This window comes from Roseofilum sp. SBFL (assembly GCF_017746885.1).
In the GTDB taxonomy this organism is placed as follows: Bacteria; Cyanobacteriota; Cyanobacteriia; order Cyanobacteriales; family Desertifilaceae; genus Roseofilum.
The window spans coordinates 1-26,276 of the sequence record NZ_JAGHZH010000182.1 but is presented as its reverse complement, the minus strand read 5'-3'; the positions used below and the strand labels follow the sequence as shown (position 1 = coordinate 26,276).

Genomic DNA, 26,276 nt, shown 5'->3' with positions numbered 1-26,276 from the left:
TCAATTCCCAAGAGTATGCATATGGGCAAAAATGAGATCGCCACACCCTGTATCACTGAGTATACCTTAGCTCTGGAAATTATTAATAATAGAAGAAACCGGAGAGTGACAGAAGAGGGATACAGCGCTTTGCGCTGTAACGGAGTACAGTCTCATTGAGATCAGTCATTGCGAATGGAACGAAGTGGAATGAAGCAATCGCAAAATCCCCCAATCTTGGCGATTGCTTCCCTGCGGTCGCAATGACAACTCACATCTATGATCAACAATGTACCTCATAGCAGCGCGAAGCGCTGTAAGTTATCGGATATAGATTGCGATCAATTTTACTCCTTTGGTATTGTTGTTGATGCGGACAACGATCGACCTGAAATCGTTGCCAAAAACTATTGTAACGATTTCCAAGAGTTTTTTCCTCAATACCCTGATACTCCAGGAGAAGTTAACCGGAGTGGGACAAGAACGGGTATTTTTGTATTACCTAACAATGAAGAGCAAGGGGTTTTGGAGACCTTGCTGTTAAAATGCGGTGAGATAGCGTATCGAGACTATTTGCAAAGAGCAAACAATTATATCGATTGCTTTTCAGAAGAAGAGCGTAAAAAACTCAAATGGAAACCTTTCGATCGGGAAAAGGCAATTATTGCCACAGTGGTTAGCGTTCTCAAACCAGGTAAAACCAATCAAACCAGTATTTCTGATAATCAATGGATTAGTTCAGAAACGGCTGCATCCGTTGAAGACTTGCAAAAATTGATCTCTTTTTTAGAGGATTTACTAGGGTTAAAGAACGATGAGGCGAGTGCCTGATGGGTTTATTCCCGATCGCCTGCTGTTTTTATAAGCCATTTGCTGGCAGATCCAGGATATCCATCGCTTCAGTTCCCAAGAAATACTACACCGCTATGAGCAAGGGTGGCATTATCGGGGCATGTTAGCGGATAAGACTTAGGTTTTCCCAGGGAAATTAGAGCCGATCGCTACAGGGTTCGGTTTCCCGTTACGATCAATGATGTAAGTATTCGCTGGAAAATTGTTTCTGAAGGACGCATTGAGCTAGACGATCCAGAAACCTTCAAGTGGTATCCTGTGCCATGCTTGAGTTTAGTCGATCGCGCAGCGGAAAAAGAGACGCTGGATGGATAGCTCCGTACTCTCTAGAGATCTAGCGATTCTCGCCTACCATGGAGACTTACCCGATCGCAGCTTGATCAAAGCAGAAGCAGCGTATCCGGTAAGAGAACCCTTGAAGCGGGCGATCGGTATTACCAAACCCTACAGATCCAAAACCCCGCCCAAATTAGAGAAGGTTTGGAGCAATTGAGGATGGCTTGTTAATTATGAATCGGTTTACCGGAACCGGGGTGATCGATCAAACGCGCCAAGCGCTCCAGACGCTTTTGATTATTTTCCGTAACGCCCTCACCCTCCGGTTGTCCTGTGAGGGTAAAAATGGCATTTTGTCGATCGCAGATCCCTTGATTATCCGGAATACACGCCACTTGAATCTTATGCTTCAAGGTTAAAACTTCGCCGGTTCGCGCGCTTTCTTCAACTGTACTTTCCAGGGTTGCGACTCTGAATAAGTGTTGCGCTCCCCTATGCATCAAAGCATCACTGATACTATTCAACCGTTCGGAAACACTGGCGCAACGTCCTTGAGCTGATAACTCAGTATTTTTTTCGGCTATTGTCGTCGTCACCATGGAATCTTGCTCCAGAAAAACTGGGTTTCCATTGCCGTCAACATCCCATACCCTGCGATCGTGCCAGATAATCAACGGATAGGTGTTCGACTTTAGGTTCATAACCGTTTGCCACTGCCCTCCACTCTGGCGACAGACAAATTTTTTACCCATTTGCTCAATCAACCGAATCGCCTCATAAGCAGCTAGGGCATTGCCTTGTTTCCAATAGAAGCTGGCAGCGGTGCGTAAATCAGAGACGGCACCTTCCGAGTCTCCCATAGCATCGCGGGCTAAAGCACGACCTTGATAAGCTTGGGCATACTCACCGTTGATGGCGATCGCCTGATTAAAATAAGTAAGGGCTTGTTGATAATTGTGCTGTTCTAGGGAAGTTTGCCCCGTATTGTATATATTTTGGGGGACACTGCGATCCATTTGGGCAACCTGTGACATTATACTTTCCCCTTGAGCCGCTTCAGGAACCACACCCCCCAGAGTTACTAGGATCGCGGTGCCAGCTAAAACAGAAGAGAGCCAGTTGAGGACAGGAAACTTAGCAATCATAAACTTTTTCCGGGTAATAGCGTAAGCAAATCCCGTAGGGTGCGTTCGCAAAAGTGCAGGGCACCCTACTCTTCTAAAGTTTACAGCGATCGCCAATAGAATACTTAACGATTAATTATCCCCTAAAATATACCCACACCCACTAATCCCAGTTTCCAAAGTCCATTCAACTGAGCCTGGGAATCCAGATTTACCGAAGAAGTAGACGGAGCCTCTTGAATTTCAAACACCCCTCCTTGGGTAACATCTTGCACTCCCACCGTGAGAGCAAAATCTCCCTGATTCCGATAAGCGGGGTTTTTAATCAGGAGTACCCCATAATTTTCACTATCAACACTTCTGGATTTAAAAAATGCCCATCCCTGGGTCAACGCACCAAATCCACCAATGGTGGCAATGCGCGGTGTGGGATAGGATTCTCCTTCTGGGGCCCATAATAAGGGTTGATCGCCAGAAACCAAATCATCTAAAGACCAAGTTTGGGTATTCTTAAATGTAGCTTCAAAATCTGAGATGGCAAAATAGTCTACATCTTGAATCGTTCGATAGGGTTCGGAATCATCATAACTGAATTGACCTTGCCCAATCACCTCACGCCTCGTCCCAAAAAATTGCATGGTTAGGGTGATGGTCTTCGCTTGAGCAACCGCTTGCCCTATGATGAAACTAGAGCTAGTTAGAGCAAGGGTGAGAGCAAAAATAGAAGAGATATAGCGCTTCGCGCTAGGGAATAGGGAATAGGGAATAGGGAATAGGGTTGTCGTACATGGCTTTGAGGATTCAGCACTATACTCCATAACATCGCCAAGTGCTGTAAAATTAGCGGGTTTTAATCGTCTGTTCATATAGATAGTCCAACTAAGAGAGTAAATCCTGCGATCGCGGTTAATTGAGAAATGCGCACCAGTGAAGGGCACAATTGTTTACAATAAAGGGAAAATCCTGCGGACAACAGCTCCAAGGATTTTCTCTGGCTATGCAGATGTCACCTTAACCCCAATTTGGTTTATGAGGCAACGGGATCGATTCAGTCAATTTAAGGTATCGGATCGGAATGTGAGTCTATGGCGCGATACACTCACCGGAAATCGGCCGATCGCGATTAAACGTCCTCCTCTGCAATTACTCTTACTGATGGCTCTGCTGTTGACAAGCACGGGATGTAAATTGCTCCCTCGTCCTGAATCAAGCGCCTTTTCCCAACCCGTCGCCAATCAACCCCAGACCATTTCCGTGGATGTGGCAACGGCTGCGGCTAGCGATCGAGGAACGCGTTTAACCTATACGGGAACCACAGAACCAATTCAGGAAGTGACATTGCGATCGCAAAGTGAAGGACAGCTCCTTTATCTGAGTGTAGATGTGGGCGATCGCGTCCGTCGAGGCCAAGTGATTGCCGAAATTGATAAAGCCTTACCCACCGCAGCCATTAACCAAGCTCAGGCAGAACTCTCGGCTCGTCGGGTAGAAGTCGCCCAAAGTGAAAGCCAGATTCGCCAGTTACAAACCCAAATTGAAATTGCCAAACTTGAATTAAGCCAAGCTGAAGCCGATGCCCAACGTTTGGAAACGTTGTATAAAGAAGGAGCCATTTCTAAACAAGATGCGGAATTAGCCCGCACTTCTGCCGAAAGAGCTAAACAAGCTCTCTCGGCAGCGGAAGCTCAGATTGTCACGCAAAATAAGGTCATCGCCGCAGCTCAGGAGCGAGTCACTGCCCAACAAGCCATTCTCAGTCAAGCCCAAGAGCGTCAATCCTATACGGAAGTAGAAGCTCCTATTTCTGGCACTATTTTAAACCGACAAACAGAATCAGGTACGGTGGTAAGACCCGGCGATGAGTTGCTCAGAATTGGGGATTTTAGCCGCGTGAAAGTCAATGTGGAAGTTTCGGAATTAGATTTGTATCAAATTTATCTGGGTCAATATGTATCGGTGACTTTAGATGCCTTTCCTGACCAAGAATTTGCCGGAGAAGTCACCCGAATTTCCCCAGCAGCCGATCCGGTGGCGCGGTTAATTCCCGTGGAAGTAACCATTTCTAATCGTAGCGGGCGCTTAGGGAGTGGATTATTAGCCCGAGCTAACTTTGAAGTGGGCGATCGCCAAACGATCCGGGTTCCCCAAAGAGCCTTGGTTAACCGAGAAGGTGAGGATGCTACCCTATTTCTGATTGATGAGACCAGTGGAAACATCGTAACCTCTCGACGGGTCATCCTGGGAACAACCCGCGATGGTGAAGTGGAAATTGTCTCTGGTTTAGAACCTGGAGAACGCTATGTCTTGCAAAGTTCTCGACCCCTTGAGGATGGCGATCGCGTAGAATTAAGTATCCTCTCTTCCCCATAACTCGGGTAAACCTAGGTTTTCTTGGATTGCCTGTTGCCTTTTGCCTCTTGCTTTTCCCTTAATTTTTATGACCGATAAAACCCCTCTAACTGTGCTGCAAAATCTTTCAGATTCCAAAAAAAAGCTAGGGTTACTGGCGATCGCTGGAATCATTATCCTGGGTGCAACCGGTAGCCTGGCTTATTGGCTATTCGTTGGACGGACTCAAGTTCCCAAAGATATGCAACTGGGAGCCAATGTGGTTCCCCAAGATTCCCTGATGACCATTTCTTTATCCACCAATGAGCGTCAATGGGAAAATTTACGATCCTTTGGCACCCCCAATACTCAAGCAGCATTAGACGAAAGTTTAGCCCAACTGCGCTATCAATTTCAAACCCAAACGAAATTAGATTACCTCCAAGATATTCAGCCTTGGGTGGGACAAGAAGTAACCTGGGCCTATTTAGCGCCAGAAATAGCGGAGGATGAATCCCCCTCTGAAGAAGAACGGATAGTGATGGTGGAACAACCCTCTTGGGTGATGATTGTTCCGATTGCCAATCCCTTGAAAGCAAAGGAAATTTCTGGAAAATTAGTCGATCAAGAACTCACCCAACGCACGTATAAGGATATTGAAATCCAAGAAACAAAACCCGATGCAGATGTGGTATTTTCTTCGACAGTTTTGGATGGCCGATATTTGGTCATTAGTAGCGCTCCAGAAGCCACGGAACGAGTCATTGATACGTTTAAAGGATCGGCTTCTGTGGCTTCGACTCCGGGATATAAAAATGCTTTAGAACAGTTGGGAACGTCTTCAGGTTTGGCACGCATGTATGTCAATATTCCTGAAGCCACTAGAGTTGCTGCTGCCAATTCTGTACGCCCGATCGCCCCAGAAGAATTGGACAAAATTCAAACCAATCAGGGATTAGCGGCTACGTTAGAAGTGGCCTCGAATGGTTTAGTGTTTAAGGGGATTACTTGGCTGAGTAATCAAGCGGATCGGAAATTACAAACCGATAGCCTAAGCTTGGATCTGGGAAATTATCTCCCCAGTGATACGTTGATGATGCTCACAGGCAGTAATTTGAATCAGGCATGGAATCAATATGCCACAGGTGTGGAGGGGAATCCCTTAGCGCCCTTAAATCCAGAAGGCTTAAAACAAGGTTTATTAGATACCACGGGATTAAGTTTAGAAGAAGATTTACTTAAGTGGATGAATGGCGCATTTGCGATCGCCATGATTCCTGCCGATCAAAATACGTCTCCAATTCCATTTGGCTTTGCGGTGATGGTGAATACCGGCGATCGAGAAGCGGCGAACGAAACCTTTGCCAGCCTCGACCAAGCTATGCAAGATAAATATCAGGTGCAAATTAATTCGGAAACCATCGGTGAAACCGAAGTTACTCAATGGCAACTTCCCTTTGGCATTATTGACATTAGTCGAGCCTGGTTAAGTGATGACTTAGTCATGATGACCTTTGGCGCACCCATCTCCAACCGTATCATTACCCCTCCTGAAGATCCCCTTGCGAGTAGCACAGGCTTCACAACCAGTATTCCCGAAGGTCTGAGTCCCCAAAGTGGTTATTTTTACGCCGATATCGAGCGTCTGTTTAACCAAAATCTCCCCCTACCGATTATTATGCCTCCGGATCAAGCGAATCTCTTTAAGGCGTTTGACTCCATTGGCGTAACCTCCGCTATTACTAGCCCCCGTACCACCCGCTATGACTTGCTGGTGCGCCTGAAAAAAGGTCAGGAACCCGGACCCCTACCCTCTCCGAGCTTAAACCCCTCACCAACACCAGAGGCCTCTCCAGAAGCCTCTCCAGAACCTTCTCCAGAAGAGTCCGAAGAATAAGCTAGGCAATAGGCAAGGGTAACACCTAGTTTTTTACCTATTGCCTACTGCCTACTGCCTAACTATCCGAACTTAATGAGTTCCTGGCTATAACAACTCAAAGGAATTCATAAAGCGCTCTACTAAATCAGCGACTGAAGATGCGCTAACGAGGAAGTAAATTTTGTTTTCTGCTAGATACAAGCGCAGGACTAGCAACCCTTCCCCCTCAATTTCGCTGACGCGGTATTCACGACCAGGATAGCCATTGAGATCGATTAATTGCTCCTGACTTTTGAGGTCTGGCATTTCCATTCCCTCCAAGAAGCTATCGCTCATTTCGTCGAGAATCTGTTTATCGCTGGCTTGCTGGAGGTATTCAGTGGGCAACTCCATATAAAATACTCCATAGATTCCCTCTTCGTCTTCAAATTGGATTTCTTCAATGGTCAGAGTTTCACCGCCAAAATCTTCAGAACTCCTTTCCTCTTCGGGTTCTCCTGGCATCTGGACTCTAAAGTTTCCGGTTCTGGTATAGGTTTGCCAATCAGACTGAGACAGAACTAAGGGCAAATGGGTATGGGGAAGCAAAACCTGGCTTGCTTCAAGGGGAAGAGTAAAGCCGAAGGGAGCCAGCATTGCGGCGATCGCCAATATTCTCAGTTTCACATTTGTTATCGTCAACATTGGAGTTTCCTGGGAAAGAACCGTTATGATTGCCAATCATCCTAGGGTGGGCAAGAGAATCAGCGATGGATTCAACTTCGACAACTCTATACCCTGCTCACCCTACCCGCCACTATTCTCGAATTCAGGTTACCCAACCTTTGCAAAGGGGGATAACCGACAATTCCAAGGGTTTAATCTAAAGATACTTTAAAGGGAGGAGAACCCGATCGCGTTTTCCTTTCATTCTAGTAATCAAGATATTCAATACCATAACCCATGAAAAACTTATCTTGGCTCAATCGCAAAACCGCCTGGAAATCCCTGCTACTCATCGTTCTAATGGTTGCCCTCACCTTGGGTAGTGCCACCAGCGCCCTAGCTGCCAGAACCGGCGGACGCATTGGAGGCGGCTCCTTCCGCGCTCCCAGCCGCACCTATAGCGCCCCTAGCCGCACCTATACAGGGGGTGGATATGGCTTTGGGGGGGGATTCGGTTTTCCCTTTTTACTGCCCTTCTTCGGCTTTGGAGGAGGGTTTGGTGGGCTGTTTACGATCCTGATTTTTGTGGCGATCGCCAACTTCCTGATGCAAACCATGCGCCGCCTGGGCGATGGGGATACGGAAATGGTCACCGGTAGCTCGAATCCCACGACCTCCGTTGCTCAAGTGCAAGTGGGACTCTTAGCCGATGCACGTAGCTTGCAAACTGACTTAGACCGAATCGCCCAAACCAGCGACCCCACTACTGGTGCTGGACGCGCCCAAATTCTACAAGAAGCGACTCTTTCCCTCTTGCGCCATCCAGAATATTGGGTCTATGGTAGTGCCGAAAGCTCTCCAGGACGGCTCGATACAGCAGAAGCTAAGTTTAACCAATTCTCCATTGCCGAGCGCAGTAAGTTCACGGAAGAAACCCTCACCAATTACAATAACCAGCTTAAACAAGCGGACAGTAAGGGTGCATTACCGGGAGAAGCAACTGACGAGTTAGGGCAAGCCTCTGGTGAATATATTGTAGTGACTTTAGTCGCAGCCACCTTCGGTAAATTAGAGTTACCTGCAATTAATGGTTCTCAAGACTTGCGACGTGCCCTGAGTCAAATGGGATCGTTAGGGGAAGATAATCTATTGGCGATCGAAGTGCTTTGGACTCCCCAAGCCAGTGGGGATACCCTCACCAGTGATGATATTTTAGCCGCTTATCCCAATTTGAAATTGGTTTAAGCTCTTGGGAAATTCCTCCCGAATGCTTAGGGTTTAGAAACCGGGTTTTTTCAGCAGTATCGGTTCATTGGCTAAGGCGATCTGAAAACCCCGGTTTCTTCGGTTGAGTCTAGAAAAAGTGCTATAATTACCTAATTAATATCTGGGTCTATTGATGAGCCATATAAACATTAAAGAGTTATTTCTCAAAGAAGTAGAACATCTTCCTGAATCAATGTTAGAAGAAGTCTGGGATTTTTTACTATAAATGGGGTTTTAGGAGATGTCTAATAGCCATAGCCCAGTAGGGTGCGTTCTTAACGCACCCTACCCAATCCTTATCCTTTCACACAAACGACTTGCTTCAGAGTAGCCACCACTTCCACTAAATCAGACTGATTATTCATCACCTGCTCAATGGGCTTATACGCTCCTGGAATTTCATCTAAAACGCCTGCATCTTTGCGGCATTCAACACCATCGGTTTGGACAATCAAATCATCAAGAGTATAGGATTTTTTCGCCTTGGTTCTAGACATTAATCGCCCCGCACCATGGGAACAAGAGCAATAACTATCAACATGGCCTTTCCCTTTGACAATATAGGATTTCGCACCCATGGAACCAGGAATAATCCCATAATCATTTTCTTGCGCTCGTACCGCACCTTTGCGCGTTACATAAACCGATTCACCGAAATGGGTTTCTTGTTCAGCATAATTATGATGGCAATTCACCTCAAGTAAAGGTTTCATCGGTTTGCCTCCAGTGAGATGTTTTTCGATAATGCGCTTTAATCTTGCCATCATCACATCCCGATTAAACCGAGCATACTGTTGTGCCCATTGTAAATCGTGCCAATAGGCAGTAAATTCTGGAGTTCCAGCGACAAAATAGGATAAATCAGGATCGGGTAAAGAGGTTTCGGCTAGCTTCGCTAAGTCCTTGGCTGTGTGAATATGATTCTGAGCCAATCGATTGCCAATATGCCGAGAACCGGAATGGAGCATTAACCAAACTCGATCTTCTGTATCGAGGCAAACTTCAATAAAATGGTTGCCACCCCCCAGAGATCCCATTTGTTTCATGGCTTTACTATCCAGGTTTTGTACCCCTTTGTGTAAATCCTTAAAGTCTTGCCATCCTTGCCAGTTGGTGACCATTTTTTCGACCTCTTTATTGTCATTGAAGCCTACCGGAATTGTGGATTCAATGTCTTGGCGAATCTTTTTGAGTTTCCCCTCAAGTTGAGCGGCGGTAAAAGGGGTTTTAACGGCTGCCATACCACAGCCAATATCGACACCTACAGCGGCAGGAATAATGGCTTCTTTGGTGGCAATAACCGAGCCAACTAAGGCTCCTTTACCTAAATGAACATCTGGCATTAACGCCACATGCTTAAAGACAAAGGGCAAGGAAGCCACATTTTTTGCCATGCGGGTTTCGTCGTGGGCTAGGGGGTGGTTTGCCCAAGAGAGTACGGGTTTGGCTTGGGCAAATTGCAGATGTTCATAAGGCATGGGAATAATCCTCTCCTGTCCAGCATTGGGGCAGATGACTGCATATACTACATAATAATACAACTAGGTGATATCTGTCAATTGCTAGGACTGCTGAATGAGTCTTGGTTCATCTTCAGTACGCATTTGTAGCAAGTATTTTTGAGATTTTAAACGTAGCTAATACTCACCAATCCAACTATATATCATTGAAGATTATTCCTGTATATGAGTCGTGTGAGTTTCTGTTTCTTCAGGAATAGTGCGCGTCGTTTGATAAACTCTAATCGGTCGTTCTATGCCCCGAAAGCGATAACTTCCCATAGGCATAAATCCCCGACGAACGCGCAATAATTTATAAGTTTGTTCACTGACCACACATTCTCCAGGAGGACAAATCCCTTCCATACGAGAAGCCAAGTTGATGGTCGATCCCAATACCGTATAATCGACTCGCTGGGAACTGCCAATATCGCCGACGACTGCCTTCCCACTATTAATGGCAATTCTCAGTTGTAAGGGTTCATTTAAACGCTTGGTTTTATTTAAATGCTCTAAGCGAGTAAGCATTCCTCTAGCGGCTGCCACTGCCCGGTCTGCGTGATCCGGTTGCACTTCTGGAGCACCAAAAAAGGCCATAATGCAATCGCCAATAAACTTATCTAACGTGCCTTTAGCTACAAATACTTCCTGGAGCATTTCTTCAAAGAATTTATTTAAAAGTTCGGCAATTTCTGAGGGGGAAAGCCGTTCAGAGAGGGCAGTAAATCCAACAATATCGGCAAATAAAATACTAATTTCATATTCAGCTAGGGGTAAACGGCCATCGGTGAGCGCTCCGGCTGCCATCATTTGTTGGACAACGGAAGGGGTATGATAGCGTTCGAGACGCTGACGAATATTTTCTTCATCTCTGAGTTTTTCTTCTAGAAGCCATCTTTGTACAGAAGAGGCGACTAAGTTGGCTAGAGCGGAGAAAAAACTGAGGTCTTCTTCTGCTTCTACACTGGTGTACTGGGAAGAAACATGGGCATCGGCATAAAGAACGCCAAAGACTTGTTCTTCTTCCCACAAGGGAACAGCCATAGCAGAACGAATACCTTTGCTGAGGATACTCATTTCTCCTTCAAAGCGTTCATCGGCTTGTGCGTCTGCGGTTTGAATGGCGACTCTTTCAATAAAGACTTTTTGACAGATGCTGTGGGAAATCCAACTGCTATCGGCAGTGAGGGTATCTTGACCTTGATGACGGGTTGCTAGGCGAACTAATTTGAGTTGTCCAATGGCTTCTAAGTCAATTAAGAGGGCTAGACGATCAATGCGTTTGAGGTCTCGAAAAACGGCTTCTTGGACTTGGAGAAAGATGGCTTCGAGGGAACCGGCGGAGTTGAGGCCTTTACTAATGTCTACGAGATCTTTGAGCCGGGCGATCGCCTTACGGTTGCTGCTGGCGGTATCTTGTTCATTATGGGGTTGCAGCCATAATCGTTGCAGATCTTTAACATTACGGAGAATCGTTGTACCATCGGTACTCAATTCTGGCCCTTTAGAAATCTCCTCTCCAGAAGGTTGCAGAATGAGAACCACTAAAGACACAACCCCAATTTGCACCACATCCCCATGATGAATCCATTGTGCAGATGTGGCGGGTAATCCGTTTAATAATGTGCCATTGAGACTGCCCATATCTTCGATGAGCCATCCATTCCCACGGGCAATAATTTGACCATGATGACGGGAAACACCAAAAAAAGGGAGGCAGAGGCTACAATCGGGCGATCGCCCTAAAACAAAGGGATTATCTTCAACCAATACGGTTCCTTCCGTATTCCCCTCAACTTGTATCCGCAGTTTAAGTTGGCTCATTGTCTTTCAACCCCTTGAGCCATGGTACTTTCAACATTCACGGACAACCAACGCAATTGAGAAAAATCTAACTTACCCATTTTCTGAGTCCAATCAAAGTAGTCACTCAAGTCTGAATGGAACGCCATACGCTATAAATTATCTCTTTATCGAGTAATCCAGAACTAAATCGGATGAACCCTGACCCTAGTATTACCTGTCAACTGATTGTTGGCAGGGTATTCTCTCTATTGTAAATAATGAGCCTGAGAATCATCTGTAGCTACAGTCAATCTCAGGGCAATTGTACTGATGTTACTGATGAGTGATTGATGTGTGCCTAAACCTATTCTTTGAGTTGAGTACCCTTTCTATAGCATCTAAGCGCCGCTTTTGATCTTTTCGGACAGTACTGCGATAGGAACCAAGTCCATCGGCTTCTAGTACTCCCGTGGTGGGATTGACGAAAGAGCGCACGCGGGCACATAGTATGACTTGTTTTAGGTCTTCTTCCAGTTGGTGACAGGTTTTGAGGTGTTTAATATAGTCTTTTCCAGCTAGGGGAGATTGATTGATTAAATCTACTCCAGCTAACAATTTAAAGGTGCCCAGGTGAATACCAACGGTTTGGGCTTCTTCTTCGAGTTGGATAATGGAGGGTTTAAGTCGTCGCAGTTGTTTGAAGTCTGCTTCCTCGGGGCTGTCTGCACCATGTTGATAGGCGAAGGTTCCTAGGTTATGTTTGGAGTTTCCCGGATCGGTATGGCCAAAGTAGAGATCGGTATATCCTCCGCTAGGGGTACGGGTTCCTTCAGCAACTCCAATGGCGATCGCCCCTACGGAGTTGGGAGTTGCAAACAGACGTTCTGTAGAGAGATTAACTAATTTGGCTGATACCGTAAATCCAGGCAACTGCCGCTTGCGGGCCCGATCGCCTTCAACTGTTGGTGCTATTGTGGGGGAAAATAAGCCTCCAATTAATCCTAAAGTTGCCAAAATTTGCAACCAACAGAGAATTATTAATCTCTGATGTTTAACATATTTTTTTAATACGTTTAACCTGGATAATCGGCGCATCTAAACCCTGACTTGAAGCACGACAGAGCTAATCGTCCCATAAGGGATCGCGAGAAAACATCCTCTTATTGGGTGAATTTAATTTTTTATCAGAGAAATTACAGAATTTCAATATGCCTTATTTCTCACTGCCCACTCGCCATCGCCAATAAGGTGACCTCCCAAACTAATCGGGGTTGGACATAGTTCAGAAGGGCACGGCTGGCTTTTTCTAACGGTTGTAGCGTTTGGGAAGACGGGTGATTTTGCCAATAGAACTGTTGCAGATAGCCAATCAGCCACAGTTGGGTGGGGGTATCTAAGGTCTGAGGAATGGTTTTGGCTAAGGTTAATTGTTCTCGAGGAGTGGGGGGAAGATTCTGTAGAGACTGTAAGAGTTCTGGTGGGCAAGCTTGTAACTGCTCAAAAGCGGCGATCGCTTCCCCTGGACTGCCCTGAGCTAAGGCCATCACGGTTGGGTTCGCGACAATTTCCCCATAACCGCGCGATCGCAAAACTTGCGCCAATGTCTCTGGACTCAAACGATAAAAAGGAATTCGGGTACAGCGAGAAACAATCGTGGGCAACAGAGCAGCCTCAGAAGAGGCGATCGCAATAATCGTCGCTTGACCCGGTTCCTCCAAGGTCTTCAATAAGCCATTAGCCGCCCCTTCCGCCATCAAATCTGCCCGATCGATCGCCACTAAAGACCGGGGGGACTCCAAAGGGGGACGACTGAGAAATTGACTAATTTCTCGCACTTGTTCAATCCGAATTCGGGGCGGTGCTTTCCGTTTCACCCCTTCAGCTTTTGCCTGAGTTATCGACAGTAATTGTCCTTGATGTTGATATGTGGGTTCCACCCATAACAAGTCAGGATGGTTCCCCTGTTCCATACGTTTTCTCATCCGTGCTAGGTGTTCTGGAGTATCTTCTCGACTGGCTAGATACTCGACAAAATAACGAGCGCTCAAGCGCTTACCAATGCCATCAGGTCCGACAAACAAATAGGCGGGGGCAATACGATTTTTGTCAATCGCCTGACTGAGCAACCTCACTGCTTGGGGTTGGCCCATCACTTCTTCAAATTTAATGCTCATTGCTCAGAAATTTTCAGGGTATATCCATGAGATCCAGCCTCGAGATCTCCAACAAATACTTGGTATTCGCCTGGAGGCCATTGACCAGGAATTTCGACGGTTGAGCCATCATGGGCCGGCACACAGAGGTCAAAGTCTTGGGGGCCGTCAATTTTGAGGGTCGGGTTACCCGAACTTTGCAGGCGGAAATGAATGGAAGTATCGGCCGTGACAGTCAGTCTCACATTGGGCGCAGCCGCTAAATTCCCGCAATTGCTTGCAGTGGGGCCGCCAGATGTACCCGTGAGTTCCATGGGTTGAAACCCAGGACTGATGGTTTTTTGGGTGGTTTGGGCTAGACTGCTTAGGGAAGTCAGGGTGGCGATCGCCCCAGCTAGGATAGATAGGATAGCTACAGATGGTCTATTCATAGGTTAATCCTCGAATGAAGAAAGAATGAGGGCAGCGCCCTACTCTTATCGTCTACGACTTTAGGGTTATGCGATCAGATGATTTTATCCATTTACTTGTTTCCGGTCATCGGAAATGGGCAGGGGAGTAATGGCAAAATCGGCAAATGTAATCGTATAGTTGTCCTGCTGGCGATCGCGAATAAACGTTAAGATGACTTCAGACGCTACAGCCACTGCGAGCAAAACCAAATTACGGGCTAAGGGATAGTCACAAACATCATCATTAGCCGGTGAAGGGACGCGATAGCGATCGTTCCAAATGATTTCCGCATAGTCGGCAGCTAATCCAATATGTAAGCAAGGAATCTGGTATGTTGTGCAATAGTCTTTGACGCTTTGGCGACTGGGACTATTATCAAATGTATCAATCACCAAAGAGGACCCTTTGAGCAATTTATGAACGGTGTCGTCGGTTAAGCATTGATTCATTCCTTGTAAACTTATCCCTAACGCCCGATAGAGAGTATTGGTGAGTATTTTAACTTTATAAGCACCCACATCCGATTGATAATAGGGTTGGGTTGAGAGATTACGCTCCTCAATGCGATCGTCATCAATCACCTTAATCTGAGTCAGTCCAGTTCTGGCCAAATTTTCCGTCAGATTTCCCCCCAAGGCACCGGCACCGCAAATGGCGATCGGAAAACTCTTGAGCTTGGCCATAATAGCGGCTGTGCGGTGCAATTCTTCATGAAAAAACATAGACATAGTGATGCCTGCCAGACCTGCGATCGGTAATCTCCATTGTATAATGTTGGAGATCAAGCCTTCTCCCGTAAGAGAAGGACTTCTCCCATTCTCCGCGTCTGGGTGTTTGGAGTGTTTTCCGCACTAAATTTGAACATCATTCCCTTGAGAGCTGGTTACCTTGGGGCGATCGCCGATCCCCCTCCTTTATGAATGTGACTGATATTCTTTGGGTTCTCGTCTGTTCGGGGCTAGTCTTTCTCATGCAACCCGGATTCATGTGTTTAGAATCTGGCCTGACTCGTTCCAAAAACAGCATTAACGTTGCTGTTAAAAATATAGCCGATTTTGGCATCTCTGTTACCCTATTTTGGGCGATCGGATATGCCCTCATGTTTGGGGAAAATCCCAGTGGATGGCTGGGCATCAGTAATTTTTTTATTAATATTAGTACCCCCTCAGTCGCCACTTTTTTCCTCTTCCAAACCATGTTTTGCAGCACCTCTACCACCATCGTTTCTGGTGCAGTCGCAGAACGGATGAAATTTATTTCCTATCTCGTGGTTGCAGGTCTCGTTTCTGGCCTCATTTATCCCATCTTCGGTTGTTGGGCTTGGAATGGTCTGAACTTAGAAAATACCTCCGGTTGGCTACAGAATCTGGGGTTTGTCGATTTTGCTGGCTCAACAGTTGTTCATAGTATTGGGGCGTGGGTTTCTTTAGCTACACTATCTGTGGTTGGGCCCCGTTCCGGACGATTTCGATATTCGGGACACCCCCGTAAAATCCACGGATCTAATATGCAACTTGCTGTCCTAGGAACTCTACTGTTATGGTTTGGATGGTTAGGCTTTAATGGGGGCAGTACGTTAAGCCTCAATGACCAAGTCCCTGGAATTATGGTCAATACGATGATGGCCGGATCGTCAGGAATGCTAACCGGTGCAGCCATTAGTTGGTATCGGCGCAAAATTCCCCAGGTTGAAGCCTTAATGAATGGCTCTTTGGCTGGCTTAGTTGCCGTAACCGCTTCTTGTCATGCCGTCACCACATTAGAAGCTGTCATGATTGGCATCATAGGAGCGGGAATTATGATGATTGTCGCTCAACTTTTGGAAGATTTTAAAATAGATGATGCCGTTGATGCCATTGCAGTCCATGGAGGATCTGGTATTTGGGGAACCTTAGCAGTTGCCTGGTTTGGCGATCCCCAGATTCTGGGAACGGGGTTAACGGTTCGAGAACAATTCGGGGTACAACTGTTAGGAATTATCGTTGCTGGAGTGTGGGCTTTTTCTCTAACCTATGGGATTTTATGGAGCCTAAACCAGTTGATTGCTTTACGGGTTTCTTTAGCGGAAGAAAAAATTGGTTTGAATATTTCTGAGCATCAGGCACAGACAGAAATCCACGATCTCTTTCAAGTGATGCAAGAGCAGGCTAATACTCAGGATTTAGCTCTGCGCGTACCGGTAGAACCCTTTACAGAAGTGGGACAAATTGCCCATCGTTACAATCAAGTGATGGCGGCTCTAGAGGAAGCAGTGAGTAAAACTCAGGCGGTGTTTAATACGGCCAGTGATGGAATTTTAACGTTTACTCTAGATAATTTAGAAATTAGCAAAGCGAATCCCAGTGCAGAAAAGATTTTTGGTTATCCTCTTGCGGAATTAATGGGATTATCTCTTGATCGGTTGATTTCGATTCCAAGCGATCCCCTAGCTGACCGATTAACCGTGATTCGAGAACTGATCAAACCGGGAAGGCATGAAGCGATCGGATTGCGATCGAATGGGGAAGAATTTCCGATAGAAGCAACCTTAACAAAGGCAAATTTAGGCGAGCATCGCACGTTTTATGTGGGGACATTTAGAGATATTACTCGACAGAAGAAAACCCAAGCCGATCTCGCTAAAGCTAATGCGGAAATTTTGGAACTCAATCAGCAGCTTAAAGAGGAGAATTTACGCATGAGTTCTGAGTTGGACGTGACTCGGAAGTTGCAAAAAATCTTGTTGCCAAAAGCAGAAGAGTTGACCGCTATTCCGGAGTTGACCTTTGCTGTATTTATGGAGCCAGCTTTTGAGGTAGGTGGAGATTATTATGATGTTTTGCTTCACGATTTAGGGATAAAAATTGCTATTGGTGATGTGACGGGTCATGGGTTGGAAAGTGGAGTCTTGTCGATTATGGTGCAAACGGCAGTCCGGACGTTGTTGGAAGCAGAGGAAACCGATCCGGAGCGCTTTTTGGATATTCTGAATCGCACGATTTATCATAATGTACAACGAATGAAATCGGAAAAAAGTTTAACGTTAAGTATTTTGGATTATACTCAGGGACAGCTCAGGTTGAGTGGTCAACATGAGGAGCTGTTAATTGTGCGTGCAGATGGAAGGATAGAGCGCATTGATACAATTGATTTGGGAATTCCGTTGGGATTACAAGAGGATGTCTCTGAGTTTTTTGACTCAATTGTGGTAGATCTAAATCCAGGGGATGGCGGTGTTTTGTATACAGATGGAATTACGGAAGCGGAAAATAGTGATGGTCAACGTTATGGTTTAGATCGGTTTTGCGATCGCATCACTCAGGTGTGGCATTATTCAACGGAAGAGATTCGCGATCGCCTGATTGCGGATGTTCGCTCTTATATGGGTTCCCACACCATGTACGATGATATTACGTTGGTGGTCTTTAAGCGCAAAGAGTTATAGTTATTTTAATTAAGGATGGGACACAACGGTAAGAGCAAATGGCGTTTACTCCTACAGTCGTTCTAGTTGTAAACCAATCATGATTGTCCCACTCTTAATTAATAGCAAAGAAGGAGTGGGTTAGCATAGCTAAATTGTGGTTTTAGGGAACCGGGAACAGAAAATCTATTAACTTTCCCTTCCCTGGCTATAGCGCTACACTATTAAAAGTCAAAATTTTCAGGACTGTTTGTTTCGTACATTTAGCAAATAAATCCGGATCGTTGCAGGGTTCGATCACCAATTGTCCCATTGTACCATCTATCATCGCTATCAGTAATTGAGCGGTAATCTTAGGGACTAACGTCGTATCAATTTGCCCTCTAACTTGTCCTTGGCAGATGGCTGTCTCAATTGCTCTCAACGCCTCCGCTTGTATTGCTTGAAGGAGGTTGGCGATCTCTTGGTTGCGTCCGGCTTCTGCTAGAATTTCTAACCAAAGCTGACAGTCATGGCGATGGGTATTGATCGTGCCAATTCCGGCGATCAAGTCTGCTAAAGCAATGGCTTTGTCCTCTGCGCGGGCTAACTCTCCCAGCAAGGTTGCGGTTATGGCTTGCTCTTCTTCCACAATCGCTTCAATAATGGACTCTTTTGACGGAAAGTATCGGTATAGCGCTCCAGGACTCATGCCAACTGCCTTGCAGATTTTGGCCATGCCTGTTCCGTGAAAGCCTGACTCTAAAAAGCATTGGGCGGCAACTTCCAGGATGCGATCGCACTTTTCTTTAAATTTTTTTTCATCTCGGGTTCTTGGCATGGTTCACTAGGAAGCTTTTCGTAGGTTGGATAGATCGATTCGCTTGAGCGCACAGTACCCTTATTGTGGCTCTATTATCTTACTTTATAAAGCGAATGAACATTCTTTCTTTTTATCTTGACAGCCTCACTTTCCGGTTGTTATTGTAAGAATGAACATTCACTCTATAAAAATGCGTGCCTCTCCTCTGTCAAGACCCCTACGCTACCTGACCCTCGGCCTGCTCGTCGCCATGCTCGGCAGCATTGCTGGTTGCAAGTTTGAATGGCCCGTCACCGATTCGGAACCTGAAGTGATACAAGCTCCAGTCAAACCCTCGCGACTGGTTGTTTTGGGTCGTCTGGAACCCGCTTCGACTGCGATCGCCCTATCAGCCCCGTTAGCCTTGGAACACGATCGGGTTGCGGAGCTGCACGTCCGAGCTGGGGATACAGTCGCTGCGGGTCAGATCGTTGCTGTACTCGATTCCCACACCCGTCTCCAACACCAGGTGGCTCGCGCTCGCAAGCAGGTCAAGTTAGCCCAACAGCAGCTCGCGCGGGTACAAGCAGGAAACCAGAAAAGTGAAATCGCTGCTCAAAAGGCTGTTGTCGTCCAACTCCAGGCCAAGCTGACAGGAGAGATGACCACCCAAGCCGCCACCCTCGAGCGGTTGCAGGCTCAACTTGACAATGCTCGGACAGAATTTGAACGGTTTGAACAGTTATATATAGATGGGGCTGTTTCCGCCTCGGCACGAGACACTAAAGCCTTGACTCTCAACTCGGCACAAGCAATGGTTTTGGAAGCTGAGGCTGCCCAGGTTCGCGATCGCCAAACCCTACAGGCGCAAATTAAAACAGCTCAGGCGACTCTCGAGCAGCTCCAAGAGGTACGTCCTGAAGATGTGGCTGTGGCTCAAGCTGAAGTCGATGCAGCAGTCGAAGCCCTAGCTCTAGCTGAGACAGACTTAGAACAAGCACGAGTGCGCGCGCCCTTCGCAGGTCAGGTACTTGAAGTTCATGTATATCCAGGCGAACGTGCAGACGGGGCAGGCATTGTTGAACTTGGCCAAACGGAAGAAATGGTGATTGTTGCTGAAGTTGATGAAACGGACATTCGCCAAGTGCAGTTGGGACAAATGGCCACAGGTGTGGCGGCTGCATTGGAAGACCCAATCCAGGGCATGGTTACCCACATTGGTCGTGCCGTCCGCAAACAATCGGTATTTAGCGATCAACCGGGGAGCAATTTAGATAGCCGCGTGATTGAAGTGCGCATTGCCCTCGATTCAGAGGCCAGCCAACGGGTTTCTGGTCTGACCAATCTCCAAGTCGAAACTGCCATCCAACTTAACTAATTGCGTCGCCTACCTAACCATGTTGCTAAAATACTTCCGCAAAACCCCCCTTGCTTGGCATCAGCTCGTTAAGCAAAAAGCTCGCCTACTTGTCGCCCTTGCCGGGATTGCCTTTGCCGACGTTCTCATGTTTATACAAATGGGCTTGTTAGATTCCCTGTATGACAGTGCGACAAAGCCACACCAGGAGATGGATGCCGATTTAGTGTTACTCGATCCCCGAGCAAAAACCTTAATCAATCTGCCTAGTTTCCCCCGCAAGCGACTCTATCAAGCTCTCGGATACGATGGCGTAGCCTCGGCCATGCCACTCTCTATCGGCATGGCCTCCTGGCGTAATCCGGAAACCCATATCAATCACGACATTCTACTGTGGGGTATCGACCCCGAGCGATCGCCCTTTACCAACATCCAGGATGCGGAACGGGTGCAATCCTTAAAGCTTCTTAACCGAGTCCTCTTCGATCGTACCTCGTCGAGTAAATTCGGACCGATTGCCCAACGCTTCGAAGAGCAAGGAACCGTGATCGCAGAAGTTAGCGACCAACGAATCAAAGTCACGGGCTTATTTGCAATGGGGGTTTCTTTTGGTGCTGAAGCGAATGCGATCGCCAGTTTCTCTACCTTCCTTACCTTATTGCCCAACCGCCAGGCGAATCGCGTTAATATCGGCTTGCTCACCCTTGAGCCGGGTGCAGATCTAGAACGAGTTCAGGGACAATTACAAGCGGGCTTACCCCCCGATGTTAAAGTCGTCACCAAAGCTGAATTTATCGAGCTAGAAAAAGTTTATTGGAGTGAAGGAGGTACGGGCTTTATTTTTAATCTTGGTGCAGTGGTTGGCTTCATTGTCGGGACGGTAATTGTTTATCAAATACTCTACACTGATGTCTCCGACCATTTGCCGGAATACGCCACGTTGAAAGCCATGGGTTACAGCGATTCCTACCTCGATGGTGTTCTTGTTCAAGAAATCCTTGTCCTGGCCGTGTTCGGATTTATTCCTGGTTTCTTCTTTTCTGTAGGGCTTTATCAGCTCACTGCCAATGTGACGGCTTTGCCGGTTGTGATGAAAACCGGGCGTGCCATTATCGTGCTGATGTTAACGCTGGTCATGTGTGCCGGTTCGGGCCTCATCGCTCTGCGAAAACTGCGCTCTGCCGATCCCGCTGATATTTTTGGCTAGTATCTCCGTCTACAGCTTAGTAATATGAATTTTTAACTGTCTCAATGAATACAACAACGTTTGTCCCTGAATCGACATCCGCGATCGCCATTAATCATCTTAATCACCATTTCGGTACTGGTGCGCTTAAAAAGCAAGTTCTCCATGACATTAGCCTGGAGATTCAATCTGGGGAGATTGTGATTATGACTGGCCCCTCTGGTTCAGGCAAAACAACCTTGTTGACCCTCATGGGGGGATTGCGATCGGCACAGAATGGTAGCCTGAGAATATTGGGTAATGAATTTCAAGGCGCTAGGAAAGAACAGTTGAACGAATTGCGTAAGCAAATTGGCTATATTTTCCAAGCTCATAATCTGATGAGTTTCCTCACGGCTAAACAAAACGTTCGTATGTCCCTCGAATTGCACGAGGATATATCGCCAACCAAACTAGATAAAAAAGCTGCTGCTATGCTCGATCGCGTTGGCCTTGGAGATCGCATTAATTACTATCCCGAAAACCTATCGGGCGGCCAAAGACAGCGAGTGGCGATCGCCCGCGCCCTCGTCAGTAATCCCAAAATTCTCCTAGCCGACGAACCAACGGCTGCCCTTGATAAGAAATCCGGTCGTGATGTAGTCGAACTCATGCAAAAGCTGGCGATCGAGCAGAAGTGTACGATTTTACTCGTTACCCACGACAATCGGATTCTCGACATTGCCAACCGTATTATTTACATGGAAGACGGCTATCTCACCCACCTCCCCGAAGATCCTGGGACAGATCGCGATCGATAGTTCTGACCAATAGGCTCTAAGCGCTACATTGGAGTAATTGCCGAGACTCTTGAGACTCAATAGTCCCTCGATCTAATCTCTGAATGGGTTCCCACTGACAAATTTGTTGGAAAATAGTTTGATATCCTAACACATTGGGATGCAATCCGTCGGGGCCGAGGCGCTCCTGTTGCCAATTGAGGGAATGTTGCGTCCAGAGATCGAACAAATCTAAATAGGGAATTTGGCGCTGTTTGCAAGCTTGGCGCGTAGCCTCCTTGTAGCGATATTGTTGTTCGTGGTTATAGTACAAACAGCCTAAAAAGGGCATTTTAGATTCATCAATCGGAATCATGCCCACGTAGAGGACGGGACAGAGTTCTTTGGATTGATCCAATAAGTAACTTAATTCTGCCTGAAACTTATTAAAATCTGTATAGTTGCGTCCGTGGGGACGAGACACACAAGCGGAATCATTCAATCCTACGGATAAAATTAACAGATCGGGGAGTCGATTACGCAACTCTCCCCGACGACAAAACTCGCATTCTAACCGTTGGACGACTTGTGGCGTGCGATCGCCTCTGACTCCCAAATTATAAACCACATGGCCCGCAGTCTCTGGAGCCATCCACGAGCGGCGCAGGCGTTCTACCCAACCCCCACCTTCGAGATCTCCAAACCCGTACACCAGACTATCTCCAAAGGCAATAATTTTGAGAGCAGAACCCTTAGAATTGTTCTGAGTTGAACCCGGGGAAACTGATGCAGTAGGACAATAGTGCATAGAGAGAATACTCAAACTAAGGTGTACAGCCGTATGGCAGTGAATGAGTTGGTTAGGATAGTAGGATATTATTTGAGGCAAAAGGCAATAGAAAATGCCTTAACTATCCTTCCACTGCTATATCATTATGAGTAACTCACCGGCTGACCGGTGTGTGGGCCTCAATATAGTTGTACACCGTAACAGAAAATTAACAAAGTCGCCCAAGGCGATCGCTTCAATGATTCAATTCAATTAATTATTAATAATTAAGTGTATATGACTATCACCTATTGCCTACAACTCTCGCAAGGGGCTATTGGGGTCGGTTGACCCCACCCCAATAATTGCCCTTACCATTTGAGTAAGTTAAACTGCTCCATATCCACGGTATTGCGGTTACGGTAAATCGATAGGACGATCGCCAAGCCTACGGCTGCTTCGGCTGCGGCTACGGTAATCACAAATACCGTAAACACTTGGCCGCGAATGCCTTGGGGATCTAAGAAATTAGAAAAGGCCATCAAATTTAAGTTAACCGCATTGAGCAATAACTCAATCGACATTAACACTCGTACCGCATTTCGGCTAGTAATCAAGCCATAAATACCGATACAAAATAGGGCGGCTGCAATGAGCAAAAAATATTCGAGTTGTAAAACCATTATGTTTCCACTTCTCCCAATCAATGAACTAGCTCTGTTCCCCTTTAAGATTCCGTTTCTTTACTGGACGAGACCAATTCTCTTGGTCGTTCCGGCAATTGTAAAATATCAGAAATCCCTCTACCCTGGGGAGGTTGGTCAGGAATTTCTTCCCGACGGGCGAGAATAATTGCCCCCACTAAAGCCATTAATAGGAGGACAGAAGCCAACTCAAATGGCAGGAGAAAATCACTAAAGAAATGCAAACCGATCAGCACTGTTGCACTATCTCCGGCGATCGCCTCTGTGGAGAGTTGCCAGGGCGTTTGCAGAACCATCATACTCAATAGGGCAAACAACCCCCCACAAACGGCAGCCGTTGCACCCTTGCGAATCCACCCCCGAACCAGGGGTTGATAGTCTTCCTGTTTATTCACTAACATAATGGCAAACAGGATGAGGACATTAATTGCGCCCACATAGATCAAGGTTTGAGCGGCTGCCACAAACCCCGCATTTAGTAACAGATACAGCCCAGCCATACTGATCAACACTCCCGCCAATAAAAAGGCAGAGTGGACAATATTCTTCAGTAAGACTACGCCAAGAGCTGCGGCGATCGCCATAATCGCCAACAGCCCAAATGAGACCAATTGAACCCCTTCAGCTAAATTCACGTTCTTTAATCCTTGTTTGGTGTTTCCGATTTTTCCAGAATTTCCTCTGGTCGCAGTCCAGCCCGTCGCTCTGTATGGGATACGGTATGAGGGTCAATGACTCCCTTGGGCAGATAAGCAAATTCACGCATCGGTTGAACCATGGGGTCATTAGTGACTTTATACGGAATGCGGCCCAGGGCTACATTATCATAATTCAACTCGTGGCGATCGTAGGCTGCCAACTCATACTCTTCCGTCGCAGACAAACAATTCGTCGGACAATATTCAATGCAATTGGCGCAGAAAATACAAACTCCAAAATCGATACTATAGTGCTTGAGTTGTTTTTTCTTCGATTCCTTATTCATCTCCCAATCGACCACTGGAAGATTAATCGGACAAACCCGCACGCAAACTTCACAGGAAATACACTTATCAAACTCAAAATGAATCCGTCCCCGATACCGTTCCGAAGGAATCAGTTTTTCATAGGGATATTGCACGGTAATGGGACGACGTTGCATATGGTCAAATGTCACCGAGAGGCCTTGACCAATATATTTCGCTGCTTCTACCGTCCCTTTCGCGTAATCACCGACTTGTTTTAAGAACTTCAACATGATGGATTAACCACTCGTAACGACACAAAACAGGTCACTCTCAACTATCCGCCAAAGGCAAAGGGAAAGACTAACTTTAAGGCTGCTGTCAATAGAAGATTGACCAAAGAAACCGGCAGGAGGAATTTCCATCCTAAATCTAACAGTTGGTCAATCCGCACGCGGGGCAAAGTCCACCGACACAGAACAGCAATGAAGACCAGTAAATAGGTTTTGAAAATCACCATCGCGATCCCTAAACTGGCCATCAGCACTTGTAACCAGCCAGTCGTTTCCGGTATCCCCAACCACTGGGCCACTTGATCAACGGGAATAATAAATTCCCATCCTCCTAAGTATAGGACAGCCACCAGAAGGCCAGAAAGTACTAAGTTTACATAGGAACCGAGGTAAAACAGGGCAAATTTCATGCCTGCGTATTCGGTTTGATATCCAGCCACTAATTCTTCTTCTGCTTCCGGTAAATCGAAGGGCAGGCGTTCGCATTCAGCTAAAGCAGCGATCCAAAAAATGATAAATCCTACCGGTTGCCGCCAGACATTCCAGCCGAGAATTCCATATCCGGATTGTTGCTCCACAATATCAACGGTACTGAGGCTATTGGACATCATAACGATCGCCAGTACACAAAAGGCTAAGGGAATCTCATAGCTAATCGATTGTGCGGCTGCCCGCAGGCCTCCCAACAGGGAATACTTGTTATTGGAGGCATACCCTGACATCAACAAGCCAATGGGGGCAACACTGGAAAGGGCAATCCACAAAAATATTCCAATTCCCACATTGGAGATCATTAAGTTTTCTCCAAAGGGCACAATTAGAAAGGACAAAAAGACCGGGATCACGACCAGAGCCGGCCCGAGGGTAAACAAAATTGGATCGGCTTTATCGGGAATAATATCCTGTTTCAACAGCAGTTTCAGACCATCAGCAACCGGGACTAAGACCCCAAACGGACCCATATATTCGGGCCCAATACGCTGTTGTACGGCAGCCGATACTTTTCTCTCTAACCAGGTGGTGACCAATACGCCTACCGTTGCACCCACCAGAACCACTAACATCGGTAGGGGAACCCACAGGGCTTTTGCCGCTCCCTGGGGGAGACCGAAGTTAGTCAGTAATTCGATAAAACTTCTTTGTAAGTCAATTCCTAAATTCATCTTTCCTCGCGATTCCAGTGAAAGGAAGGATTACTTCCTTTATGGATTTTAGAGTTTATTGAGGTTTTTTTGGGTCTGATCTGCTAATTAGACCCATAAACATGCTTCCTATTTGACCATAAATAGTCCCATGGGGGAATGGGATGGGGCGATCCGCCTCTTCAACTGTGATTTGCCTTTAAGCTAAAAATAGGAAATTAAAGGAGACACATTGATGAGTACAGAGCGCTGGACCGATGAAAGATTAGACCGTTTAGCCGATCTGCTCGAAAGCAATAGTCATATGATGGGAGCTTTAAACCAAGCCTCAGGAGAAGCTAGGGAAGAGCGGCAACAGTTATTTGAAACAGTCCAGAGCCACGATCGCATTCTTGAAAGTAACGCGAGGGCCGCCGAGAGGCAAGAGCGCCTGCTCGAAAGCAATAGTCATATGATGGAAGCTTTAACCCAGGTCTCAGGAGAAGCTAGGGAAGAGCGGCAACAGTTATTTGAAACAGTCCAGAGCCACGATCGCATTCTTGAAAGTAACGCGAGTGCAGCCGAGAGGCAAGAGCGCCTGCTCGAAAGCAATAGTCGTATGATGGAAGCTTTAACCCAGGTCTCAGGAGAAGCTAGGGAAGAGCGGCAACAGTTATTTGAAACAGTCCAGAGCCACGATCGCATTCTTGAAAGTAACGCG

The 26,276-nt window shown here is 46.6% G+C and carries 25 protein-coding genes; 10 read left to right on the top strand and 15 right to left on the bottom strand.

Annotation, left to right across the window (positions count from 1 at the left end):
* The first annotated feature begins 258 nt into the window (after nucleotides 1-258).
* Together J7545_RS19870 and J7545_RS19865 are read left to right on the top strand one after the other, a co-directional pair.
* Entirely contained in the window at nucleotides 259-810 is a 552-nt protein-coding gene (locus tag J7545_RS19870) for a DUF3226 domain-containing protein (protein WP_318702097.1), read from the top strand.
* Nucleotides 811-1,138: 328 nt separating this feature from the next.
* Nucleotides 1,139-1,324, top strand: a complete 186-nt coding sequence (locus tag J7545_RS19865; RefSeq protein WP_318702098.1) for a hypothetical protein — start codon at nucleotides 1,139-1,141, stop codon at nucleotides 1,322-1,324.
* A 10-nt stretch (nucleotides 1,325-1,334) separates the two neighbouring features.
* On the opposite strand, the gene J7545_RS19860 is transcribed toward J7545_RS19865, so the two are convergent.
* Both J7545_RS19860 and J7545_RS19855 read right to left on the bottom strand, forming a co-directional pair.
* The gene (locus tag J7545_RS19860; protein ID WP_318702099.1) at nucleotides 1,335-2,252 is read right to left on the bottom strand and encodes a hypothetical protein; all 918 of its coding nucleotides are present in this window, start codon (nucleotides 2,250-2,252) and stop codon (nucleotides 1,335-1,337) included.
* Nucleotides 2,253-2,374: 122 nt separating this feature from the next.
* Nucleotides 2,375-3,097, bottom strand: a complete 723-nt coding sequence (locus J7545_RS19855; RefSeq protein WP_318702100.1) for a hypothetical protein — start codon at nucleotides 3,095-3,097, stop codon at nucleotides 2,375-2,377.
* A gap of 61 nt (nucleotides 3,098-3,158) precedes the next feature.
* On the opposite strand from J7545_RS19855, the gene J7545_RS19850 reads away from it, so the two are divergent.
* Together J7545_RS19850 and J7545_RS19845 are read left to right on the top strand one after the other, a co-directional pair.
* Complete coding sequence (locus J7545_RS19850; RefSeq protein WP_318702101.1) at nucleotides 3,159-4,601, top strand: efflux RND transporter periplasmic adaptor subunit; 1,443 nt, start codon at nucleotides 3,159-3,161, stop codon at nucleotides 4,599-4,601.
* 67 nt (nucleotides 4,602-4,668) lie between these two features.
* Nucleotides 4,669-6,456 carry a DUF3352 domain-containing protein gene (locus J7545_RS19845; RefSeq protein ID WP_318702102.1) on the top strand — a complete coding sequence of 596 codons (1,788 nt, stop codon included), beginning with the start codon at nucleotides 4,669-4,671 and terminating at the stop codon, nucleotides 6,454-6,456.
* Between the two features lie 87 nt (nucleotides 6,457-6,543).
* On the opposite strand, the gene J7545_RS19840 is transcribed toward J7545_RS19845, so the two are convergent.
* A complete protein-coding gene (locus J7545_RS19840) occupies nucleotides 6,544-7,122 on the bottom strand; it encodes a hypothetical protein (protein ID WP_318702103.1) in 579 nt (192 codons plus the stop codon).
* A gap of 258 nt (nucleotides 7,123-7,380) precedes the next feature.
* Between J7545_RS19840 and J7545_RS19835 the strand changes: the two genes are divergently transcribed.
* The gene (locus tag J7545_RS19835) at nucleotides 7,381-8,328 is read left to right on the top strand and encodes a DUF1517 domain-containing protein (RefSeq protein WP_318702104.1); all 948 of its coding nucleotides are present in this window, start codon (nucleotides 7,381-7,383) and stop codon (nucleotides 8,326-8,328) included.
* A gap of 317 nt (nucleotides 8,329-8,645) precedes the next feature.
* Here the strand turns inward: J7545_RS19835 and J7545_RS19830 are convergent, their stop codons facing one another.
* From J7545_RS19830 to J7545_RS19805, 6 genes are all read right to left on the bottom strand, one after another.
* Nucleotides 8,646-9,827, bottom strand: coding sequence for an RtcB family protein (locus J7545_RS19830; RefSeq protein WP_318720054.1), 1,182 nt, complete (start codon nucleotides 9,825-9,827; stop codon nucleotides 8,646-8,648).
* Between the two features lie 195 nt (nucleotides 9,828-10,022).
* Nucleotides 10,023-11,672 carry an adenylate/guanylate cyclase domain-containing protein gene (locus J7545_RS19825; protein WP_318720053.1) on the bottom strand — a complete coding sequence of 550 codons (1,650 nt, stop codon included), beginning with the start codon at nucleotides 11,670-11,672 and terminating at the stop codon, nucleotides 10,023-10,025.
* A gap of 294 nt (nucleotides 11,673-11,966) precedes the next feature.
* Nucleotides 11,967-12,647, bottom strand: a complete 681-nt coding sequence (locus J7545_RS19820; RefSeq protein ID WP_318720052.1) for a hypothetical protein — start codon at nucleotides 12,645-12,647, stop codon at nucleotides 11,967-11,969.
* 206 nt (nucleotides 12,648-12,853) lie between these two features.
* The gene (locus J7545_RS19815) at nucleotides 12,854-13,807 is read right to left on the bottom strand and encodes a DNA polymerase III subunit delta' (protein ID WP_318720051.1); all 954 of its coding nucleotides are present in this window, start codon (nucleotides 13,805-13,807) and stop codon (nucleotides 12,854-12,856) included.
* The gene (locus J7545_RS19810) at nucleotides 13,804-14,217 is read right to left on the bottom strand and encodes a hypothetical protein (RefSeq protein ID WP_318702109.1); all 414 of its coding nucleotides are present in this window, start codon (nucleotides 14,215-14,217) and stop codon (nucleotides 13,804-13,806) included. The genes J7545_RS19815 and J7545_RS19810 overlap by 4 nt, the downstream gene beginning before the upstream one ends.
* Before the next feature lie 84 nt (nucleotides 14,218-14,301).
* A complete protein-coding gene (locus tag J7545_RS19805) occupies nucleotides 14,302-14,967 on the bottom strand; it encodes a ThiF family adenylyltransferase (RefSeq protein WP_318702110.1) in 666 nt (221 codons plus the stop codon).
* Between the two features lie 188 nt (nucleotides 14,968-15,155).
* On the opposite strand from J7545_RS19805, the gene amt reads away from it, so the two are divergent.
* Nucleotides 15,156-17,663, top strand: a complete 2,508-nt coding sequence (amt, locus tag J7545_RS19800; RefSeq protein ID WP_318702111.1) for an ammonium transporter — start codon at nucleotides 15,156-15,158, stop codon at nucleotides 17,661-17,663.
* A 187-nt stretch (nucleotides 17,664-17,850) separates the two neighbouring features.
* Here the strand turns inward: amt and J7545_RS19795 are convergent, their stop codons facing one another.
* The gene (locus J7545_RS19795; RefSeq protein ID WP_318702112.1) at nucleotides 17,851-18,462 is read right to left on the bottom strand and encodes a TetR/AcrR family transcriptional regulator; all 612 of its coding nucleotides are present in this window, start codon (nucleotides 18,460-18,462) and stop codon (nucleotides 17,851-17,853) included.
* A 172-nt stretch (nucleotides 18,463-18,634) separates the two neighbouring features.
* On the opposite strand from J7545_RS19795, the gene J7545_RS19790 reads away from it, so the two are divergent.
* From J7545_RS19790 to J7545_RS19780, 3 genes are read left to right on the top strand one after another with little or no spacing between them, the layout of a single operon-like run.
* Complete coding sequence (locus J7545_RS19790) at nucleotides 18,635-19,801, top strand: HlyD family efflux transporter periplasmic adaptor subunit (protein WP_318720050.1); 1,167 nt, start codon at nucleotides 18,635-18,637, stop codon at nucleotides 19,799-19,801.
* A gap of 19 nt (nucleotides 19,802-19,820) precedes the next feature.
* Nucleotides 19,821-20,987 (top strand): ABC transporter permease DevC, encoded by a 1,167-nt coding sequence (devC, locus tag J7545_RS19785; protein WP_318702114.1) that lies wholly within the window; start codon nucleotides 19,821-19,823, stop codon nucleotides 20,985-20,987.
* A gap of 44 nt (nucleotides 20,988-21,031) precedes the next feature.
* The gene (locus J7545_RS19780; protein WP_318702115.1) at nucleotides 21,032-21,766 is read left to right on the top strand and encodes a DevA family ABC transporter ATP-binding protein; all 735 of its coding nucleotides are present in this window, start codon (nucleotides 21,032-21,034) and stop codon (nucleotides 21,764-21,766) included.
* A 16-nt stretch (nucleotides 21,767-21,782) separates the two neighbouring features.
* On the opposite strand, the gene J7545_RS19775 is transcribed toward J7545_RS19780, so the two are convergent.
* The 5 genes from J7545_RS19775 to nuoH all read right to left on the bottom strand — a co-directional run bounded on the left by J7545_RS19775 (nucleotide 21,783) and on the right by nuoH (nucleotide 25,597).
* Nucleotides 21,783-22,532, bottom strand: a complete 750-nt coding sequence (locus tag J7545_RS19775) for a GDSL-type esterase/lipase family protein (RefSeq protein ID WP_318720049.1) — start codon at nucleotides 22,530-22,532, stop codon at nucleotides 21,783-21,785.
* 332 nt (nucleotides 22,533-22,864) lie between these two features.
* Entirely contained in the window at nucleotides 22,865-23,176 is a 312-nt protein-coding gene (nuoK, locus tag J7545_RS19770; RefSeq protein WP_271936106.1) for an NADH-quinone oxidoreductase subunit NuoK, read from the bottom strand.
* A gap of 44 nt (nucleotides 23,177-23,220) precedes the next feature.
* Complete coding sequence (locus J7545_RS19765; protein ID WP_318702117.1) at nucleotides 23,221-23,832, bottom strand: NADH-quinone oxidoreductase subunit J; 612 nt, start codon at nucleotides 23,830-23,832, stop codon at nucleotides 23,221-23,223.
* A gap of 5 nt (nucleotides 23,833-23,837) precedes the next feature.
* Nucleotides 23,838-24,431, bottom strand: coding sequence for an NAD(P)H-quinone oxidoreductase subunit I (ndhI, locus tag J7545_RS19760; protein ID WP_318702121.1), 594 nt, complete (start codon nucleotides 24,429-24,431; stop codon nucleotides 23,838-23,840).
* A gap of 47 nt (nucleotides 24,432-24,478) precedes the next feature.
* Entirely contained in the window at nucleotides 24,479-25,597 is a 1,119-nt protein-coding gene (gene nuoH / locus J7545_RS19755) for an NADH-quinone oxidoreductase subunit NuoH (protein ID WP_318702119.1), read from the bottom strand.
* Nucleotides 25,598-25,811: 214 nt separating this feature from the next.
* Between nuoH and J7545_RS19750 the strand changes: the two genes are divergently transcribed.
* Nucleotides 25,812-26,276, top strand: a 465-nt coding sequence (locus tag J7545_RS19750) for a hypothetical protein (protein WP_318720047.1), incomplete at its 3' end; no start/stop codon positions are given.

What these genes read in the sequence shown, in the direction of transcription:
- J7545_RS19870 (WP_318702097.1), top strand. Translation starts at nt 259, where the DNA reads ATGATCAACAATGTACCTCATAGCAGCGCGAAGCGCTGTAAGTTATCG.
- J7545_RS19865 (WP_318702098.1), top strand. Translation starts at nt 1,139, where the DNA reads ATGGATAGCTCCGTACTCTCTAGAGATCTAGCGATTCTCGCCTACCAT.
- J7545_RS19860 (WP_318702099.1), bottom strand. Translation starts at nt 2,252, where the DNA reads ATGATTGCTAAGTTTCCTGTCCTCAACTGGCTCTCTTCTGTTTTAGCT.
- J7545_RS19855 (WP_318702100.1), bottom strand. Translation starts at nt 3,097, where the DNA reads ATGAACAGACGATTAAAACCCGCTAATTTTACAGCACTTGGCGATGTT.
- J7545_RS19845 (WP_318702102.1), top strand. Translation starts at nt 4,669, where the DNA reads ATGACCGATAAAACCCCTCTAACTGTGCTGCAAAATCTTTCAGATTCC.
- J7545_RS19840 (WP_318702103.1), bottom strand. Translation starts at nt 7,122, where the DNA reads ATGTTGACGATAACAAATGTGAAACTGAGAATATTGGCGATCGCCGCA.
- J7545_RS19835 (WP_318702104.1), top strand. Translation starts at nt 7,381, where the DNA reads ATGAAAAACTTATCTTGGCTCAATCGCAAAACCGCCTGGAAATCCCTG.
- J7545_RS19830 (WP_318720054.1), bottom strand. Translation starts at nt 9,827, where the DNA reads ATGCCTTATGAACATCTGCAATTTGCCCAAGCCAAACCCGTACTCTCT.
- J7545_RS19825 (WP_318720053.1), bottom strand. Translation starts at nt 11,672, where the DNA reads ATGAGCCAACTTAAACTGCGGATACAAGTTGAGGGGAATACGGAAGGA.
- J7545_RS19815 (WP_318720051.1), bottom strand. Translation starts at nt 13,807, where the DNA reads ATGAGCATTAAATTTGAAGAAGTGATGGGCCAACCCCAAGCAGTGAGG.
- J7545_RS19810 (WP_318702109.1), bottom strand. Translation starts at nt 14,217, where the DNA reads ATGAATAGACCATCTGTAGCTATCCTATCTATCCTAGCTGGGGCGATC.
- J7545_RS19805 (WP_318702110.1), bottom strand. Translation starts at nt 14,967, where the DNA reads ATGTCTATGTTTTTTCATGAAGAATTGCACCGCACAGCCGCTATTATG.
- amt (WP_318702111.1), top strand. Translation starts at nt 15,156, where the DNA reads ATGAATGTGACTGATATTCTTTGGGTTCTCGTCTGTTCGGGGCTAGTC.
- J7545_RS19795 (WP_318702112.1), bottom strand. Translation starts at nt 18,462, where the DNA reads ATGCCAAGAACCCGAGATGAAAAAAAATTTAAAGAAAAGTGCGATCGC.
- J7545_RS19790 (WP_318720050.1), top strand. Translation starts at nt 18,635, where the DNA reads ATGCGTGCCTCTCCTCTGTCAAGACCCCTACGCTACCTGACCCTCGGC.
- devC (WP_318702114.1), top strand. Translation starts at nt 19,821, where the DNA reads ATGTTGCTAAAATACTTCCGCAAAACCCCCCTTGCTTGGCATCAGCTC.
- J7545_RS19780 (WP_318702115.1), top strand. Translation starts at nt 21,032, where the DNA reads ATGAATACAACAACGTTTGTCCCTGAATCGACATCCGCGATCGCCATT.
- J7545_RS19775 (WP_318720049.1), bottom strand. Translation starts at nt 22,532, where the DNA reads ATGCACTATTGTCCTACTGCATCAGTTTCCCCGGGTTCAACTCAGAAC.
- nuoK (WP_271936106.1), bottom strand. Translation starts at nt 23,176, where the DNA reads ATGGTTTTACAACTCGAATATTTTTTGCTCATTGCAGCCGCCCTATTT.
- nuoH (WP_318702119.1), bottom strand. Translation starts at nt 25,597, where the DNA reads ATGAATTTAGGAATTGACTTACAAAGAAGTTTTATCGAATTACTGACT.